Here is an 18,774-nt window from a genome sequence, read left to right as displayed (position 1 = left end):
TTGGTATGGATTATCTATTACCAACTTTTGCTAAAAATCGATTTATGACCCGATAAATGGCTTCAGGCTTTTCTGCATGGAGCCAATGACCTGTGCCACTTACAATATGTGCTTTAGCTTTTGGAAATTGCAGCATAATTTCTTTTTGATGTGAAGCTTGGATGTAATCGGAGTTTTCACCTTTTATAAACAGGACATCGCCAATAAATGGAGAGATCGCTTTCCAGCCTATAATATGATGATAATTAGCTAATAATGCTGGCACATTAAAACGTAAACTTAACTGTTCGTTTTTTTTATATAATGACTTGCTTAGAAATTGTCGTACACCAGGGTCTACGATTGACGTTGCAAGTAATTGATCTGCTTCTTTTCGAGTTGTTGGCGGGGTATCTATAACGTGTTGAAGCCCTGAAAAGACAGCATCGTGACGACGTTCAGGGTAAGCAACAGGAGCCATGTCTAAAACAACTAATGAGGAGACGATTTCTGGTTTTTGACCAGCAATAGCCATAACAACTTTCCCTCCCATTGAGTGACCAATGAGATGTGCAGATGAAATAGATAAATGTTCAAGAAGAGTAATTACATCTAATGCGAGCGCTTGATAATTATGATCTTCTGAATGAAAAGAATGACCATGGTTTCGAAGATCAATACTGATCACTCGATAAGATGATTCTAATTGGCGCGCGAGCAGACCTAGGTTATCTAAATTCCCAAATAAGCCATGAATTAGGATCAATGGATCCCCATTTCCTTGTTCTTTATAGTTAAGTAGCTTCATTTTTCTGCGTTGTGTTAGGTTTGTCGTAGAGTATCACGATTATACAATGTATAATCGTGCCTTCATAAATAGATTATAGAATACGAACCATATAATGAAGACAATTGAAGTAGACGAAGAACTATACCGCTTTATTGCGAGCCAAACTCAACACATCGGTGAAAGTGCCTCTGATATTTTACGTCGTCTCTTAATGCAGTCATCACCTTTAGACTCTGTTATTTCTGTTTCAACACCTGTTGAAGTACAGAAAAAGGGCATAGTAGTCAGTAAGGATGCTGGTAAAGAGGCATCTGTAGATCGCGTTAAAGCGGTACGTACCTTATTAATCTCTGATGAATTTTCCTCATTAGATAAAGCGATTGATCGTTTTTTAACTGTGCTATCAGAATTATATAAAATTGACTCAAAGGCGTTCTCTGAAGCGACGGAAGTAAAAGGAAGAACTCGAGTTTATTTTGCAGACAATCAAGAAACATTGATTGCAAGTGGTAAAACGACCAAACCCCGTGAAATTAACGGCACTCCATTTTGGGTTATCACTAATACAAATACTAATCGCAAGCGCCACATGGTTGAGTTGTTGATGGAGCGTATGGGTTTCCATCATGATTTGACAGAAAAAGTGTGCGCGGCGATTTAATTTTTTGAGTTACAGCTCAAAACATAATTTGTCACAAGGAATCGTCAAATGGCTATACATCCTCGTGCTGGGCAGAAAGCTCAGCAAGAAGATTTACACAATATCCCAGCATTAGTCTCTAATTATTTCTTATTAGAGCCTGATGCATCAAATCCAGATCAAAAAGTACAATTTGGTACTTCGGGTCATCGTGGGACAGCAGATAAAGCAACGTTTAATCAGCATCATATTTGGGCGATTGCTCAAGCAGTTGCTGATGTACGTAAAGAAAATGGGGTAACTGGCCCGCTTTTCTTAGGTAAAGACACGCACGCTTTGTCCGAACCTGCTTTCATTTCGACTATTGAAGTATTAGTTGCTAATGGCGTAGAAGTTATTATCCAAGAAGATAATGGCTATACACCAACCCCTGGCATTTCTCATGCAATCTTGACGCATAACGTTAAATTTGATGATAAAGCTGATGGTATTGTTATTACCCCTTCTCATAACCCCCCTCAAGATGGCGGAATTAAATATAATCCGACTCATGGTGGACCGGCTGAAGGTGAGTTAACGACGGCAATTGAAAATCAAGCAAATCTACTTATCGCAAATGAATTGAATGGTGTGAAACGCATTCCAATCAATGAAGCGATGACATCCGATCTAGTTAAACAAGTGGATTTAGTGAAGCCATATATTGATGATTTGAAAAATGTCATCAATATAGAAGCGATTCAAAAAGCAAATTTAAAACTAGGTGTAGACCCATTGGGTGGTTCTGGCATCGAGTATTGGCGTCAAATTGGTCAAGCATTTGAGCTGGATTTAACTCTAGTGAGTGAAGCTATTGATCCTTCATTCCAATTTATGTCATTAGATAAAGATGGTGTAGTGCGTATGGATTGTTCTTCTCCATACGCAATGGCAGGTTTATTATCATTAAAAGACGATTATGATTTAGCGTTTGGTAATGATCCTGATTACGATCGTCATGGCATTGTAACTCCATCAGGTTTAATGAATCCAAATCATTACCTAGCGGTTTGTATTGATTATTTATATCGTAATCGTCCAGAGTGGAAAGCAGAAGTTGCCGTTGGAAAGACATTAGTATCTTCGGCGATCATTGACAAGGTTGTGGCTGATTTAGGCCGAGACTTGTGCGAAGTTCCAGTTGGATTTAAGTGGTTTGTTGATGGCTTATATACTGGATCTCTTGGTTTTGGTGGTGAAGAGAGTGCGGGAGCATCTTTTTTACGCTTTGATGGCACTCCTTGGTCTACTGACAAAGATGGTATTCTTTTATGCTTACTAGCGGCTGAAATCACAGCTATTACGGGTATGAATCCTCAAGAATACTATAATAAGCTTGCTGCTCAGCATGGTGAATCAAGCTATAACCGTATTCAAGCAGTAGCAAATAAAGCTCAAAAAGCAGTATTAAGTAAGCTATCTCCAGAGATGGTATCTGCTACAACGCTTGCTGGTGATGAAATTACGGCTCGTTTAACGCATGCTCCTGGTAATGGTGCAGCGATTGGTGGACTTAAAGTAACGACTGCAAACGGTTGGTTTGCTGCTCGTCCATCAGGAACAGAAGAAATCTACAAGATTTACTGTGAAAGCTTTAAAGGTGCCGAACATTTAGCATTGATTGAACAAGAAGCTCAAGAAATTGTAAGTAACGTGTTTAAAGACGCTGGCTTATAATTAAAACCAGTAAAAAATTAATAAAAAGCAGCGCATGTCGCTGCTTTTTTATTATTAAAAATGGACGGTAATGATGAATAATTTTCAGTTAGAGCAACTATTAAATAAAGAATTAAAACCTCAACTTATTAAAGATTATTGTCCTAATGGACTTCAAGTTGAAGGGAAGAAAGAAGTCATAAAAATTATTACAGGTGTAACTGCTTCTCAAGCGCTTATTGATGCTGCAATTGAAAGAAAAGCAGACGCCTTACTAGTTCACCATGGTTATTTTTGGAAGGGTGAAAGTGAATCAATTAAAGGAATGAAGGGTAATCGTATTCGTTCTCTAATTAAAAATGACATTAATCTATTCGCTTATCATCTTCCTTTAGATATTCATCCTATACTTGGTAATAATGCTGAATTAGCACGTTTATTTTCGATTGTAAATGTAGAAGGGCTAGAACCGACCCCGCAATCTATTGCGATGAAAGGTGAGTTTGAAGCGGCGCTATCTGGCGAAGAGTTAGGCGCACGAATTCATCAAGTATTGAATAGAGCTCCTCTACATATAACACCTGATGTTGATAAAGAAATAAAAACGGTGGCTTGGTGTTCTGGTGGTGGACAAGATTACATTGAGTTAGCAGCACAACAAGGGATTGATGCGTTTATTTCTGGCGAGGTATCTGAAAGAACGACGTATATTGCGCGTGAACTAGGTATTCACTATTTTGCCGCTGGTCATCATGCGACAGAACGTTATGGTGTTAAAGCTTTAGGCGAGTGGTTAGAAAAAGAGCATGGCTTTAATGTGGAATTTATCGATATTGATAATCCCGTTTAAGCTATTTTAAATAGTTACTGCCGTTATTTATATGTAAAAAAGGTTGATGCTCATGCATCAACCTTTTTTTCTTATATGTCTAATTACTTTAATTAGTATTATTCACGTTCATGAAGTGGTTTGAATTCACGAAGCTCTTCACCAGTGTAAAGCTGACGCGGACGTCCGATACGATTATTAGGATCACTGTGCATTTCGCTCCAGTGTGCAATCCAACCAACAGTACGAGACAGTGCGAAAATAACGGTAAACATAGACACAGGAATCCCAATTGCTTTTAAGATAATACCTGAGTAGAAATCTACGTTTGGATACAGTTTCTTAGAGACAAAGTATTCGTCAGAAAGTGCAATACGTTCAAGTTCCATTGCAACATCTAACAATGGATCTTTAATATTGAGTTCTTTTAGTACTTCATGACACGCTTCACGCATTACGGTTGCACGCGGGTCATAATTTTTATAAACACGGTGACCAAAGCCCATTAGACGGAATGGATCATCTTTATCTTTTGCTTTTTCAACGTATTCATCAATGTTGTCAAGAGAGCCAATTTCTTCAAGCATACGCAGACAAGCTTCGTTTGCACCACCATGAGCAGGCCCCCATAGCGAAGCAATACCTGCTGCGATACATGCAAATGGGTTTGCGCCAGAAGAGCCAGCTAGACGAACGGTTGATGTCGATGCATTTTGTTCGTGATCTGCATGGAGTGTAAATATTTTATCCATAGCACGTGCAACAACTGGATTCACTTCATACTCTTCACATGGATTTGCAAACATCATGTGTAAGAAATTTTCTGCGTAAGTTAAGTCGTTACGCGGGTAAATGAATGGTTGGCCAATTGAGTACTTGTAACACATTGCAGAAAGAGTAGGCATTTTAGATAACAGTCGGAATGCCGCGATTTCACGGTGTTCATCATTACTAACATCTAATGAATCATGGTAGAAAGCAGCCAAAGCCCCAACAACACCACACATAACAGCCATTGGGTGAGCATCACGGCGGAAACCGTGGAAGAAGCTTGAAATTTGCTCATGAACCATAGTATGGCGAGTCACAATATCTTTAAATGCTTCGTATTCTTCACGACTTGGTGCCTGACCATTAAGTAATATGTAGCAAACTTCTAAATAATCCGCATTATTGGCTAATTGATCAATAGGGAAGCCACGATGTAATAGAACACCTTTGTCGCCGTCGATATAAGTTATTTGAGACTCACAAGATGCAGTGGCAAGAAAACCTGGGTCAAATGTGAAGTAACCACTTGTTCCTAATTTTCGCACATCGATCACTTCAGGACCAATAGTACCGTCCATGATCGGCATGTCTACTGGGGCTTGACCTTCGATGTGAAGGGTTGCCTTTTTATCAGCCATAACATTCTCCTTTTGTTATATTTTTATATTATCCCGGATATGAGAGTGACAACTTTGTACCCATTACACGGGCTAATGTCAATTTTTGTGCGCTTATGTGTGCACTTGTTTATATTTTTAATGAAAAGAAAGTTAATTTTCTGTGGTGTGATGTAGGTATTATTTAACCGTTTGTAATCAGATGTTTCACATCGTATACTGCGGCTGAGTTTCTGTTCTGTCCCTTATATTATATAGGGTTAACGAGATTTTCATCTACTTAAAAATAGAGTTAGATTTGTTAAATGACTCACATAAAGAGATGTTGCTCACAATGAAAGTTATGAAAATGTTAAATTTGCATGGCTTTTGATAGATCAGAGGTATCTATAACAATAAAATGCTCAATGGAGCTGAGTGAGCCCCTTGTGAAAGTTAAAAAGTCAAGACCTGTCAACCTAGATCTACAAACGATCCGTTTTCCCTTAACGGCTATCGCCTCAATTTTACATCGCGTAAGTGGTGTGATTACTTTTGTTTCTGTTGGAATACTGCTTTGGTTGCTTAACCTATCGCTTTCTTCACCTATTGGATTCGCACAAGCTACTGATTATATCGATGGTTTTTTTGTGACATTCATTATGTGGGGGATTCTGACTGCACTTGCTTATCATATTGTCGTCGGTGTTCGTCATTTATTGATGGATATGGGCTATTTTGAGGAGCTTGAGTCAGGTACTCAAAGTGCTAAAGTTGCGTTTGCAATTACAGCGGTATTATCTCTTTTAGCAGGAGTATTGGTATGGTAGCTAACGTATCTTCTTTTGGTCGTAATGGCGTACACGATTTTATCTTAATTCGTGCTAGTGCGATCATTCTTACCCTCTACACATTATACATTGTTGGTTTCTGTGCATTTGGCCCTGAACTGACGTACCTATCATGGACAAGCTTCTTTGGCGGTTTGTTTACAAAAGTGTTTACGATGCTAGCACTTCTTTCCATATTAATTCATGCATGGATTGGCTTATGGCAAGTACTCACTGATTACATTAAACCTATGCTGTTGCGTGCTCTGCTTCAATTAGGCTTAGTGTCTGTTCTTTTAGGATATTTCTTCTCTGGTTTAGTTATTGTGTGGGGTGTGTAGTGAGTATTGCTGTTAGAGAATTTGACGCCGTAGTAATCGGTGCGGGTGGTGCAGGTATGCGAGCTGCACTACAAATTTCAGAGCAAGGCCTATCATGTGCTTTGTTATCAAAAGTATTTCCAACGCGTTCTCATACTGTATCAGCTCAAGGTGGTATTACCGTTGCTCTTGGTAATGCACACGAGGATCACTGGGAACAACATATGTACGATACGGTAAAAGGTTCTGATTATATTGGAGACCAAGATGCGATTGAATACATGTGTAAGAATGGACCTGAGTCTGTTATTGAATTAGAAAAAATGGGTTTACCGTTTTCTCGTTTTGACAACGGTACTATCTACCAACGTCCATTTGGCGGTCAATCTAAGAATTTTGGTGGTGAACAAGCGGCACGAACAGCTGCTGCTGCAGACCGTACTGGTCATGCTTTACTTCATACGTTATACCAACAAAATATTAAGCATAAAACGACTATTTTTTCTGAGTGGTATGCGCTTGATCTTGTTAAAAATGAAGACGGCGCAATATTAGGTTGTACCGCTCTTTGTATGGAAACAGGCGAAGTTTGTTACTTTAAATCTAAAGCAACAATTCTTGCTACTGGTGGTGCTGGTCGTATTTATGCATCAACAACCAATGCACACATCAATACTGGTGATGGCGTAGGTATGGCTATTCGTGCTGGTGTTCCAATGCAAGACATTGAAATGTGGCAGTTTCACCCAACAGGTATCGCAGGAGCTGGTGTTCTTGTAACTGAAGGTTGTCGTGGTGAAGGGGGGTATCTTCTTAATAAAGATGGTGAACGTTTCATGGAGCGTTATGCTCCAAATGCGAAAGACTTAGCGGGCCGTGACGTTGTTGCTCGTTCAATGATGGTCGAAATCCGTGAAGGCCGTGGTTGTGATGGTCCTTGGGGTCCTCATATTAAGCTTAAATTGGATCACTTAGGTAAAGAAACACTTGAATCTCGTTTACCTGGCGTGTGTGAATTGTCTCGTACTTTTGCTCACGTAGATCCTGTGAAAGAACCAATTCCAGTAATCCCGACTTGTCATTACATGATGGGTGGCGTACCGACACAAGTTTCCGGTCAAGCTATTAAACAAGATGAAGCGGGTACAGATGTTGAAATCCAAGGTTTATTTGCTTGTGGTGAGATTGCCTCAGTGTCAGTGCATGGTGCTAACCGCTTAGGTGGTAACTCTCTGCTTGATTTAGTGGTATTTGGTCGTGCAACAGGGCTTCATTTAGGTGAAACACTGAAAAAGCAAGCAGAAGCAAAACCAGCAACAGATGCAGACATTGAAGCCTCTCTTGAGCGCTATAATCGTTGGGAAAACAGTACGGGTGGTGAAGATCCAGTTCAAATCCGTAAAGATTTACAACAATGTATGCAAAATAACTTCTCGGTATTCCGTGAAGGTGATGCTATGGCAAAAGGCCTTGAAGAGCTTAAAGTGATTCGTGAACGCCTTAAAAATGCTTACCTTGCCGATAAATCAACAGAATTTAATACTCAACGTATTGAATGCTTAGAGTTAGAAAACTTGATGGAAACGGCATTTGCGACGGCGGTTGCTGCAAACTACCGTACAGAGAGCCGTGGTGCACATGCTCGTTTTGACTTCCCTGATCGTGATGATGCGAATTGGTTGTGCCACTCAGTATACAACCCTGAGACTGAATCAATGACAAAGCGTAATGTAAACATGGAACCTATCCATCGTGAAGCATTCCCACCTAAAGCACGTACGTACTAAGAGAGGGCAGAAAGATGAAACTGAATTTTTCAATCTACCGTTACAATCCAGACGTAGATAATGCTCCTCATATGAAGGCGTATACGTTAGAAGTAGAAGAAGGTTCTGATATGATGGTGCTAGATGCACTTATCTTATTAAAAGAGCAAGATCCTACGCTATCGTTCCGTCGTTCATGTCGTGAAGGTGTATGTGGTTCAGATGGTTTGAACATGAATGGTAAAAATGGACTGGCTTGTATTACGCCATTGTCTGAGCTTATAGGTAAGGGTGATCTTATTATTCGTCCACTACCTGGCTTACCTGTTGTTCGAGATCTGATTGTCGATATGGCACAGTTCTATGAAAATTATGAGAAAGTAAAACCTTTCTTAATCAGTGATGCTGCAACACCGCCTTCGAGAGAAAACCTACAGTCTCCTGAAGAACGTGAACACTTAGACGGGTTATATGAATGTATTATGTGTGCATGTTGTACAACATCATGTCCATCATTCTGGTGGAACCCTGATAAGTTCATCGGACCAGCTGGTTTGCTTGCGGCGTATCGTTGGTTAATTGATAGCCGTGATACAGCGACAAATGAACGTTTGTCTAATTTAGATGATGCTTTCAGTGTTTTTCGTTGCCATGGCATAATGAATTGTGTAAGTGTATGTCCTAAAGGGTTAAACCCAACAAAAGCAATTGGTCATATTAAAACAATGCTATTGAAAAAAGCGGTATAACCGATATCTCCTCAGCTAATATGTTGGTTTAGTCATATATTAGTTGAGGCTTATAAGCCCGGCACAAAAGACCGGGATATACGTGAAACTACTGGATTAAGGGAAAATAATGCAGAATAGCGTGATGAAGGCATGGTTTGAGTCTTCACATTTAGCTGGCGCTAATGCAACGTACGTAGAAGACCTCTACGAACTCTATCTCAGTGACCCGGAAATCGTTAGCGATGAATGGAGAGACGTTTTTGATTCGCTTCCAGTTGATAAGACTGGTGTATCAGAGCAAGCCCATTCCCCTGTACGAGATTATTTCCGTCGTCTTGCGAAAGAAACAAAGCAAGTTAGTGCTCAAGTTAATGATCCAGATGTAGATGCTAAGCAAGTAAGAGTATTGCAGTTAATTAATGCGTACCGTTTCCGTGGTCACCAAAATGCGAATTTAGACCCATTAGCATTACAGCAACATGAATATGTTGCAGAGTTAGAGCCTTCTTTTCATAATTTAACAGATGAAGATTTTTCAGAAACATTCAATGTCGGTTCTTTTGCTTCAGGGCAAGAGACAATGAAACTTTCTGATCTGTACAAAGCATTACGTGGAACTTACTGTGGTTCTGTGGGTGCAGAGTACATGCATATCACTAATACGGAAGAGAAACGTTGGATCCAACAGCGTTTAGAATCTGTTGCAGGTAAGCCAACTTTTACAGCTCAAGAAAAACTGACTTTTCTTGAAGAGTTAACTGCTGCTGAAGGGCTAGAACGATATCTAGGTGCTAAATTCCCAGGGGCAAAGCGATTCTCATTGGAAGGTGGCGATGCCATGGTTCCAATGGTAAAAGAAATTATTCGTCGTGCTGGTGAAAATGGTGGTCGTGAAGTCGTAATTGGTATGGCTCACCGTGGCCGACTGAACATGCTTATTAATGTTCTAGGTAAAAAACCGCAAGATTTATTTGATGAGTTTGCTGGTAAACATGGCGAATCATGGGGAACTGGCGATGTTAAATATCACCAAGGTTTCTCTTCTGATTTTGCAACTGCAGGTGGCAATGTTCACTTAGCGTTAGCGTTTAACCCCTCTCACCTTGAGATTGTAAACCCAGTAGTTATTGGTTCAGTTCGAGCTCGTCAAGATCGCCTTAACGATACAACTGGTGATAAGGTTATTCCTATTACTATCCACGGTGATTCCGCAATCGCAGGTCAAGGTGTGGTGGCTGAAACATTTAATATGTCTCAAGCCCGAGCATTCCAAGTGGGTGGTACCGTTCGTATTGTTATTAATAACCAAGTTGGTTTTACAACGTCGAATCCTAAAGATACTCGTTCTACTCAATATTGTACTGATATTGCAAAAATGGTTCAGGCACCTATTTTCCACGTAAATGCTGATGACCCAGAAGCTGTTGCTTTTGTCACTCGCATTGCGCTAGATTACCGTAATGAATTTAAGCGTGATGTTGTGATTGATTTAGTTTGTTATCGCCGTCATGGCCATAATGAAGCTGATGAACCAAACGCAACGCAACCATTGATGTATCAAAAAATTAAGAAGCATCCTACGCCTCGTAAGATTTATGCAGATACATTGATTGAACGTCAAGATCTTGAGCTAGAAACCACGACACAACTCATTAACGAATATCGTGATGCATTAGATCATGGTGAAGTAGTCGTGAAAGAATGGCGACCAATGCAACTACATAATGTTGATTGGACTCCGTTTATTGGCCATGAATGGAATATGGAATGGGCAAATCAATTTGATAAAGATCGCCTAGTCGAGCTTGGTCAACGCATTTGTCAATATCCGGAAAGCCACAAATTACATAGCCGTGTAAATAAAATGTGTAATGACCGTGTCTCGATGGTCGCAGGTGAAAAAGCAATTGATTGGGGTATGGCTGAAACACTTGCCTATGCAACTTTAGTTGATGAAGGTAAACGAATTCGTATTACAGGCCAAGATTCTGGTCGTGGTACTTTCTTCCACCGTCATGCGGTACTTCACAATCAATCAGATGCTAGTACTTACGTACCTTTAGCGAATATCCATGATAAGCAAGGCCCATTTGAAGTGCATGATTCTGTACTATCAGAAGCGGCAGTGCTTGCGTTTGAATATGGGTATGCAACGGCAGAACCAGGTGGTTTAACTATTTGGGAAGCGCAATTTGGTGATTTTGCCAACTGTGCACAAGTTGTTATCGATCAGTTCATTTCGTCTGGTGAGCAAAAATGGGGCCGCATGTGTGGTCTGACTATGTTATTGCCGCACGGTTATGAAGGCCAAGGTCCTGAGCATTCATCTGCACGACTTGAGCGTTTCTTACAAATGTGTGCTGAGCAAAATATGCAAGTTGTTGTTCCATCAACACCTGCGCAGGTTTATCACATGCTTCGCCGTCAAGTGGTTCGTCCTATGCGTCGTCCATTGATTGTGATGTCGCCAAAATCACTGCTTCGTCATCCATTATGTACATCATCACTAGAAGAGCTTTCGGAAGGTAATTTCCAACCCGCTATTCCTGAGATTGATGCATTAGACTCAGCGCAAGTGAAGCGAGTGGTGTTCTGTTCTGGTAAAGTTTACTTTGACCTATTAGAGCAGCGTCGTGTGAATGAACAGAATGATGTTGCGATTGTTCGAATTGAACAGCTTTACCCATTCCCTAAAGAAGAAGTAGAAGCTGCCATCGCACAATACACGAATGTAGTGGATTATGTTTGGTGTCAAGAAGAGCCTCAAAACCAGGGTGCTTGGTACTCTAGTCAACATAATTTCCGTTCGGCATTGCCTGCGAATGCAATCTTACATTATGCAGGACGTCCAGCGTCTGCCTCTCCGGCAGTTGGCTATATGTCAGTGCACGTGAAACAACAGAAAGCGTTAGTTGAAGACGCTCTTACCCTAGATAAGAACTAGAAAGTATAGGAAAACGGATATGACAATCGAAATTCTGGTTCCAGATTTACCTGAATCTGTAGCAGACGCTACTGTAGCAACATGGCATAAACAACCTGGTGATACAGTTGAGCGTGACGAAATACTTGTAGATATTGAAACGGATAAAGTAGTTCTTGAAGTACCCGCTCCAGAAGCTGGTGTACTAGAAGCTATTTTAGAAGAGGAAGGTGCAACCGTACTTTCTAAGCAACTGCTTGCTAAAATTAAGCCGGGTGCTGTTGTTGGAGAACCGACAAAAGATGTAACAAATGAGACAGAATCTTCTCCAGACAAACGTCACACGGCCTCTTTATCAGAAGAAAGTAACGATGCTTTGAGTCCTGCGGTTCGTCGCCTTCTAGGTGAGCATGATATTGCCCCTTCTGATGTAAAAGGCACCGGTGTTGGTGGTCGAATTACTCGTGAAGACGTTGATGCTCATGTTGCCGCGTTAAAAGCAGCATCACAAGTTGAAAAAGCAGCGGATAAACCAGCAGAAGCGCTTGCACATCGTAGTGAAAAACGCGTGCCAATGACGCGTCTTCGTAAAACAGTCGCAAGACGTCTGTTAGAAGCGAAAAATAACACAGCGATGTTAACGACATTTAATGAAGTAAACATGAAACCAATCATGGAGCTTCGTAAGCAATATCAAGAGCAATTTGAAAAACGCCATGGCACACGTTTAGGTTTCATGTCTTTCTATGTGAAAGCAGTAACTGAAGCACTTAAACGTTACCCTGAAGTCAATGCGTCAATTGATGGTGACGATATTGTTTATCACAACTATTTTGATATCAGTATGGCGGTATCTACACCGCGTGGCTTAGTGACTCCAGTACTAAAAGACTGTGATGCACTTGGTTTTGCTGATATTGAAAAAGGCATTAAAGAATTAGCGATTAAAGGCCGTGATGGAAAATTAGCGGTTGAAGATTTAATGGGTGGTAATTTTACCATTACTAATGGTGGTGTGTTTGGCTCATTAATGTCAACACCGATTATTAATCCACCTCAAGCTGCAATTCTAGGTATGCATAAAATCCAAGATCGTCCGATGGCCGTTAATGGAAAGGTAGAAATCTTACCGATGATGTACTTAGCACTGTCTTATGATCACCGTTTAATTGATGGTCGTGAATCTGTAGGCTTCCTAGTAACAATTAAAGAATTACTGGAAGATCCTGCTCGTCTATTACTTGACGTTTAATAATAAACGCCTTTTAACAGACAAAGGCTGCCATGCTCACGGCAGCCTATTATTCAACTTCATTATTGGATAAAAATAGAAAGATGCCTTAGAGCGTCTTAGGACATTAAAAATTCCCATTAAAGGGAATAACATAAAATGGATAGAACATAATGAACCTACATGAATATCAAGCAAAGCAACTCTTTGCAGAATACGGCCTTCCTGTACCTGAAGGTTATGCTTGCGATACCCCTCAAGAAGCATTTGAAGCAGCTGGACGAATCAGTACTGCTAAAAAAGTAGTTAAGTGCCAAGTTCACGCTGGTGGCCGTGGTAAAGCGGGTGGTGTTGAACTGCATGATACAAAAGAGGGCGTTAAAGAGTTCGCTCAAAAGTGGCTAGGTAAAAACTTAGTGACTTATCAAACAGATGCTAATGGTCAGCCAGTATCTAAAATTTTAGTTGAAGAAGCATCAAACATTGCCAATGAGTTATATCTTGGTGCGGTTGTTGATCGTGCAACTCAACGTATCGTGTTCATGGCATCAACAGAAGGTGGTGTGGATATTGAAAAAATCGCAGAAGAAACACCAGAGCTTATTCATCAAGCTGCTATTGACCCACTTGTAGGCCCACAAGCTTACCAAGGTCGTGAATTAGCATTTAAACTTGGTTTAGAAGGTGATCAAATTAAACAATTCGTTAAGATCTTTATGGGTCTAGGCGATATGTTTGCTCAATACGATCTCGCTCTTCTAGAAATCAACCCACTTGTAATTACTGCTGAAGGTAGCCTTCTTTGTTTAGATGGCAAGATCAATATTGATTCTAATGCCATGTACCGTCAGCCAAAACTACGTGAGATGCATGATCCATCTCAAGAAGATGAGCGTGAAGCGCATGCCGCACAATGGGAATTAAATTACGTTGCTCTTGATGGCAGCATTGGCTGTATGGTTAACGGTGCCGGTCTTGCTATGGGCACAATGGATATCGTAAACCTACACGGTGGCCAACCAGCTAACTTCCTTGATGTTGGCGGCGGTGCAACAAAAGAACGTGTAACAGAAGCGTTTAAAATTATTTTATCAGACAGTAATGTTAAAGCTGTTTTAGTAAATATCTTCGGTGGTATTGTTCGTTGTGATCTAATTGCAGATGGTATTATTGGTGCTGTTGAAGAGGTGGGTGTAGAAGTTCCGGTTGTTGTTCGTCTTGAAGGCAACAATGCACCATTAGGATCACAAAAACTGGCTGAAAGTGGCCTAAATATCATTGCGGCTACTTCATTAACTGAAGCGGCTGAAAAAGTTGTTGCTGCTGCGGAGGGCAAATAATGTCTGTACTAATTAATAAAGATACAAAAGTTATCTGCCAAGGCTTCACTGGTGGTCAAGGGACGTTCCACTCAGAGCAAGCAATTGATTATGGAACAAAAATGGTTGGTGGCGTATCACCAGGTAAAGGTGGCCAAGTACATTTAGGCCTTCCTGTGTTTAACACCGTTCGTGATGCGGTTCAAGCAACTGGCGCAACGGCTTCTGTTATCTATGTACCAGCGCCTTTCTGTAAAGATGCGATTCTTGAAGCAATCGATGCGGGTATTAAATTCATCGTAACGATTACAGAGGGTATTCCTACTCTTGATCTTTTAGATGTTAAAGTTCGTCTAGATGCAGAAGGTGTAGTGATGATCGGTCCTAACTGTCCGGGTGTTATTACTCCTGATGAATGTAAGATTGGTATCATGCCTGGTCACATTCATAAGAAAGGTAAAGTTGGTATTGTATCTCGCTCTGGTACGTTAACGTATGAAGCAGTTAAGCAAACAACAGACGAAGGTTTTGGTCAATCAACGTGTGTTGGTATTGGTGGAGATCCAATTCCTGGTTCAAATTTCATTGATATCTTAAAATTATTCCAAGAAGATCCAGAGACTGAAGCAATTGTAATGATTGGTGAGATTGGTGGAACAGCGGAAGAAGAAGCTGCTGAGTTTATTAAACACAATGTTACAAAACCTGTTGTATCTTACATTGCAGGTGTTACTGCTCCCCCTGGTAAGCGTATGGGCCATGCTGGTGCGATTATTTCTGGCGGTAAAGGTACGGCTGAAGATAAGTTTGCAGCACTTGAAGCTGCTGGTGTTAAAACAGTTAAGAGTCTTGCTGACATCGGTAAAGGTCTACGAGAAGTGACTGGTTGGTAATTATTTAAACCAATACATGAATAACGCAAAAGCCATTTATAGAAATATGAATGGCTTTTTTATATTCATCAGGTCTCGAAATGTTTTGTTACAAATAGACAGTGAAAAACAAGTATAAACAATAATCAATCCTTTGATAAGATTCGGCGCTTTTCTTTCTAAGGACATATCCAAAAGAACTCAAAGAATGACTAGCACTATTATTAATGGTTATTTAATTTGAGAATACACATGCAATTTAATACTAAATCTAAGTATGTCATTATTTATCTAATTTTTTCAGCTGCAATGTTTGGGTCTATTATTATGGGCGCATACAATGTTAGATATACATTAGAAACAAATAACGTAACAAGGTTAGAAAACTTATTAACAAATGCTAAAAATACAATTTCAACCTTAGAGAAAAAAGTAATTTCTGGCGAGTTAGATGAAATTAAAGCCAAAAGGTTAGCTAGCGAATTAATGCAAAGCTATGCGTATTCTGATAATGAGTATATCTGGATGACAGATGAAAATTTAGTTTTCTTAGCTGCGCCTCTTGATCCTCAAATTATTGGTCAATCGTTTGAGAATATTGTCAGTGCTGAAGCAAAAAGCCATATTTTAAGTAATCTTACTGTTGCTGGACAAGTCATTACTTATTCTTGGTTTACGACTCGTGACAATATTACAACAGAAGTTAAATCTATTGCGGTAAAAACTAAATATTGGAACTGGTATTTAGGTAGCGGCGTGCAAGAGAAAAAAGTAAATGATACCTTTCGTTCATTTCTTATTGAAGGTTTGACTATAGGATTTATTGTTAATCTATTTATTGGTCTTGTTATGTTTTTTGCTGTGCGAAAATATAATAAAACGCTAGGCAATGAACCCGATATTATTTTAAATGTTATTGATCGCATTTCTCGTGGAGATTTAACTCATATTAATAACACAAGCTCTAATCATGTAGGGATCTATGGTCGAATTCTTGATATGGCAAGAAATATTAAAGAATTAGTGGCAGACATTAATTCTTTAACGCTTGAGTTAAATGAGTCATCACATAACTTATCTTCTTCTGCTCATACCATGAATATAAGTATGAAAGCTCAAACCGATCAACTTGGACAAGCAGCAGTTGCAACAGATCAAGTCGTTGTTAGTATTGATGACGTAACAAAAAGCGCGATTCAAGCAACGAATTCAGCCTTGGAAGTAAACAGCACTTCTACTCATTGTATTGACACAATTGGCCACATGAATCGTGATATGCAGACCTTAGCGTTTAATATTAAAGACGTTGCAAAGGTTATTGGAAACTTACAAATTAAAACAGAAAATATAGGCAGTATTTTAGATGTGATCCGTAGCATTGCTGATCAAACCAATCTATTAGCCTTAAATGCAGCGATTGAAGCAGCAAGAGCTGGTGAAAGTGGCAGAGGTTTTGCAGTTGTTGCGGATGAAGTTAGATTACTAGCTAGTAGAACTCAAGACAGTACAGCTCAAATATCTAATATGATTATAGAGTTGCAAGATGAAGCGATAAAGTCAGTTACTTTGATGCAAAGTAATTCAGATGATGCTCACCAAATTGCAGAGAAAACAGTGAATACTCAAAATACAGTCAGTTCTATTTTTGAATCTGTTGCCATTATACAAACAATGAATAGTCAAATTTCGGCATCAACAGAAGAACAGTTAGTTGCTACATCTAGTGTGAATCAGCTCATCACAGAGATTAATGCTTTTGCTAAAGAGAATGCATCGGATGTTGATGCAACGGAAAGGCAATCGGAAAGATTAGGTTTGATGGCAGATAACTTAACAGCGATAGTCAGTCGATTTAAGCTTTAAATAAGCATATAAAGCAATACTACCTAGCGTAGTATTGCTTTACTTTATAGAATTAACTGTGTGCTTTTTTTAGTTGAGTTAGCATAAAGACAGCTGCACCAGAAACAACGACAGAAGGACCAGCTGGAGTATCGTAGTGCCATGATAGGGCTAGGCCTGAAATAACCGCAATACAACCAAAAATTGAAGCTAGCAATACCATTTGTTCTGGTGACCGAGAAAAACGTCTGGCGGTTGCCGCAGGAATGATCAGTAATGAAGTAATGATCAATGCCCCAACAAATTTCATTGAAATGGCAATCACTAAGCCAACCATTAGCATTAAGACTAAACGCATTAAATCTACATTTACTCCCTCAACTTGAGCAAGTTCTTCACTAATCGTTGATGAAAGCAGTGGCCTCCATACAATATATATCAAACCTAAAACAATAAAGACACCACTGTAGATATAAATTAAGTCATCATAAGTAACGGCAAGTAAGTCACCAAACAAATAAGACATTAAATCCACTCGCACATTATCTAAAAAGCTAACAGCAACTAAACCTAACGATAATGAGCTATGAGCTAAAATTCCGAGTAAGGTATCTGTTGCTACTAAACGTTGTTTTTGTAGCGTAACTAATAATAATGCAATGGCAATACAGCAGACGATCAGAGCTAAATTTAAATTAATATCGAATAAAAAACCAAGTGATAACCCAAGCAGAGAAGCGTGAGCAAGAGTATCACCAAAATACGCCATTTTTCGCCATACAACGAAAGAGCCTAGTGGCCCAGCAAGTAATGCAATACCTAATCCGGCCAAAAGAGCGGGAAGCAAAAACTCAATCATGATGACGCCTTTTTATTTTTACTACAGCATGATCCGTCACTCGGTTCACCAGATAAATCATGGTCGTGGCGGTGGTCATGATGATAGAAAGCTAATTGTTGATCTCGTTGCTGACCAAATAATGCAATATATTTAGGGTGTTTAGAGATAGAAGCAGGAGCACCAGAACAACAAATATGATGCTGAAGACAAATAACTTCATCTGTTTTTGCCATTACAAGGTGTAGGTCATGTGAAACCATAAATACGGCACAGTTGAAACGATGACGAATAGATTCAATTAACGCATACAAGCTGATTTGACCTTGAATATCGACACCTTGAGCTGGCTCATCAAGAACAAGTAGATCTGGGCGTTGTAACAAAGCTCTGGCAAGCAGTACGCGTTGTGATTCACCACCAGACAATTTATGCATATTTGAGTGAAGTAAGTGCTCAGCCTCAACTAGTTTTAATGCATTAAGATGTTCTTGTTGGCTGTATTTACCTGCTAATTTTAGAAAACCTTGCACAGTAAGAGGAAGAGAATCATTTAAGTGCAGTTTCTGAGGCACATAACCGATGCGTAATTTTTTCTCTCTTGTTATTTTACCACTGGTTGGTTTTTGTAATCCGAGAATCGCTTTCACTAATGTTGATTTACCAGCACCGTTAGGGCCAATCAGAGTAATGATCTTATTTGGTTCAATCGATAAAGAAATATTATCGAGAACATGGCGGTCATCAAAGACAACGCAGACATCTTGTAAAGTGAGTAAAGCAGTCATTTTTAAATAAGAGT

Annotated in this window: 16 protein-coding genes; 12 read left to right on the top strand and 4 right to left on the bottom strand. The window is 39.7% G+C overall.

The genetic code is table 11. The annotated features are described in order from the left end of the window. Window positions 1-10: 10 nt before the first annotated feature. Complete coding sequence (locus BTO23_RS07905) at window positions 11-787, bottom strand: alpha/beta fold hydrolase (RefSeq protein WP_060990436.1); 777 nt, start codon at window positions 785-787, stop codon at window positions 11-13. A gap of 94 nt (window positions 788-881) precedes the next feature. On the opposite strand from BTO23_RS07905, the gene seqA reads away from it, so the two are divergent. The 3 genes from seqA (at window position 882) to BTO23_RS07890 (ending at window position 3,954) form a co-directional block, all read left to right on the top strand. Beyond that, window positions 882-1,430 carry a replication initiation negative regulator SeqA gene (gene seqA, locus BTO23_RS07900; protein ID WP_060990437.1) on the top strand — a complete coding sequence of 183 codons (549 nt, stop codon included), beginning with the start codon at window positions 882-884 and terminating at the stop codon, window positions 1,428-1,430. A 48-nt stretch (window positions 1,431-1,478) separates the two neighbouring features. Next, on the top strand, window positions 1,479-3,125 hold the full coding sequence (gene pgm / locus BTO23_RS07895; RefSeq protein WP_105063318.1) for a phosphoglucomutase (alpha-D-glucose-1,6-bisphosphate-dependent): 1,647 nt from the start codon (window positions 1,479-1,481) through the stop codon (window positions 3,123-3,125). A 73-nt stretch (window positions 3,126-3,198) separates the two neighbouring features. Continuing rightward, window positions 3,199-3,954 carry a Nif3-like dinuclear metal center hexameric protein gene (locus BTO23_RS07890; RefSeq protein ID WP_061013482.1) on the top strand — a complete coding sequence of 252 codons (756 nt, stop codon included), beginning with the start codon at window positions 3,199-3,201 and terminating at the stop codon, window positions 3,952-3,954. A 98-nt stretch (window positions 3,955-4,052) separates the two neighbouring features. On the opposite strand, the gene BTO23_RS07885 is transcribed toward BTO23_RS07890, so the two are convergent. Next, window positions 4,053-5,342, bottom strand: coding sequence for a citrate synthase (locus BTO23_RS07885; RefSeq protein WP_105063317.1), 1,290 nt, complete (start codon window positions 5,340-5,342; stop codon window positions 4,053-4,055). A 392-nt stretch (window positions 5,343-5,734) separates the two neighbouring features. On the opposite strand from BTO23_RS07885, the gene sdhC reads away from it, so the two are divergent. From sdhC to BTO23_RS07840, 9 genes are all read left to right on the top strand, one after another. Further along, complete coding sequence (sdhC, locus tag BTO23_RS07880) at window positions 5,735-6,130, top strand: succinate dehydrogenase cytochrome b556 subunit (RefSeq protein ID WP_060991801.1); 396 nt, start codon at window positions 5,735-5,737, stop codon at window positions 6,128-6,130. Beyond that, window positions 6,124-6,471 (top strand): succinate dehydrogenase, hydrophobic membrane anchor protein, encoded by a 348-nt coding sequence (gene sdhD, locus BTO23_RS07875; protein ID WP_060990441.1) that lies wholly within the window; start codon window positions 6,124-6,126, stop codon window positions 6,469-6,471. Before sdhC ends, sdhD begins: the two co-directional genes overlap by 7 nt. Then, on the top strand, window positions 6,471-8,237 hold the full coding sequence (gene sdhA, locus BTO23_RS07870; RefSeq protein WP_061001846.1) for a succinate dehydrogenase flavoprotein subunit: 1,767 nt from the start codon (window positions 6,471-6,473) through the stop codon (window positions 8,235-8,237). Before sdhD ends, sdhA begins: the two co-directional genes overlap by 1 nt. A 14-nt stretch (window positions 8,238-8,251) precedes the next feature. Next, window positions 8,252-8,965, top strand: a complete 714-nt coding sequence (locus BTO23_RS07865) for a succinate dehydrogenase iron-sulfur subunit (protein ID WP_060990443.1) — start codon at window positions 8,252-8,254, stop codon at window positions 8,963-8,965. 109 nt (window positions 8,966-9,074) lie between these two features. Beyond that, complete coding sequence (gene sucA / locus BTO23_RS07860) at window positions 9,075-11,891, top strand: 2-oxoglutarate dehydrogenase E1 component (RefSeq protein WP_105063316.1); 2,817 nt, start codon at window positions 9,075-9,077, stop codon at window positions 11,889-11,891. 19 nt (window positions 11,892-11,910) lie between these two features. Further along, a complete protein-coding gene (odhB, locus tag BTO23_RS07855; RefSeq protein ID WP_061001848.1) occupies window positions 11,911-13,122 on the top strand; it encodes a 2-oxoglutarate dehydrogenase complex dihydrolipoyllysine-residue succinyltransferase in 1,212 nt (403 codons plus the stop codon). A 152-nt stretch (window positions 13,123-13,274) separates the two neighbouring features. Then, window positions 13,275-14,441, top strand: a complete 1,167-nt coding sequence (sucC, locus tag BTO23_RS07850; protein WP_060990446.1) for an ADP-forming succinate--CoA ligase subunit beta — start codon at window positions 13,275-13,277, stop codon at window positions 14,439-14,441. Beyond that, window positions 14,441-15,313: a succinate--CoA ligase subunit alpha gene (gene sucD, locus BTO23_RS07845; RefSeq protein ID WP_105063315.1), complete on the top strand. Its 873-nt coding sequence runs from the start codon at window positions 14,441-14,443 to the stop codon at window positions 15,311-15,313. Before sucC ends, sucD begins: the two co-directional genes overlap by 1 nt. Window positions 15,314-15,544: 231 nt before the next feature. Beyond that, on the top strand, window positions 15,545-17,155 hold the full coding sequence (locus BTO23_RS07840) for a methyl-accepting chemotaxis protein (RefSeq protein ID WP_060990448.1): 1,611 nt from the start codon (window positions 15,545-15,547) through the stop codon (window positions 17,153-17,155). A gap of 52 nt (window positions 17,156-17,207) precedes the next feature. On the opposite strand, the gene znuB is transcribed toward BTO23_RS07840, so the two are convergent. Beyond that, window positions 17,208-17,993 (bottom strand): zinc ABC transporter permease subunit ZnuB, encoded by a 786-nt coding sequence (gene znuB / locus BTO23_RS07835; protein WP_060990449.1) that lies wholly within the window; start codon window positions 17,991-17,993, stop codon window positions 17,208-17,210. Beyond that, window positions 17,990-18,760 (bottom strand): zinc ABC transporter ATP-binding protein ZnuC, encoded by a 771-nt coding sequence (znuC, locus tag BTO23_RS07830; RefSeq protein WP_081091952.1) that lies wholly within the window; start codon window positions 18,758-18,760, stop codon window positions 17,990-17,992. Before znuC ends, znuB begins: the two co-directional genes overlap by 4 nt. Between the last annotated feature and the right edge of the window lie 14 nt (window positions 18,761-18,774).

Source organism: Aliivibrio sifiae (assembly GCF_002954715.1).
Classification (GTDB): domain Bacteria; phylum Pseudomonadota; class Gammaproteobacteria; order Enterobacterales; family Vibrionaceae; genus Aliivibrio; species Aliivibrio sifiae.
The sequence above is the reverse complement of the archived record's forward strand: the minus strand, read 5'-3'. Positions and strand labels throughout refer to the sequence as shown.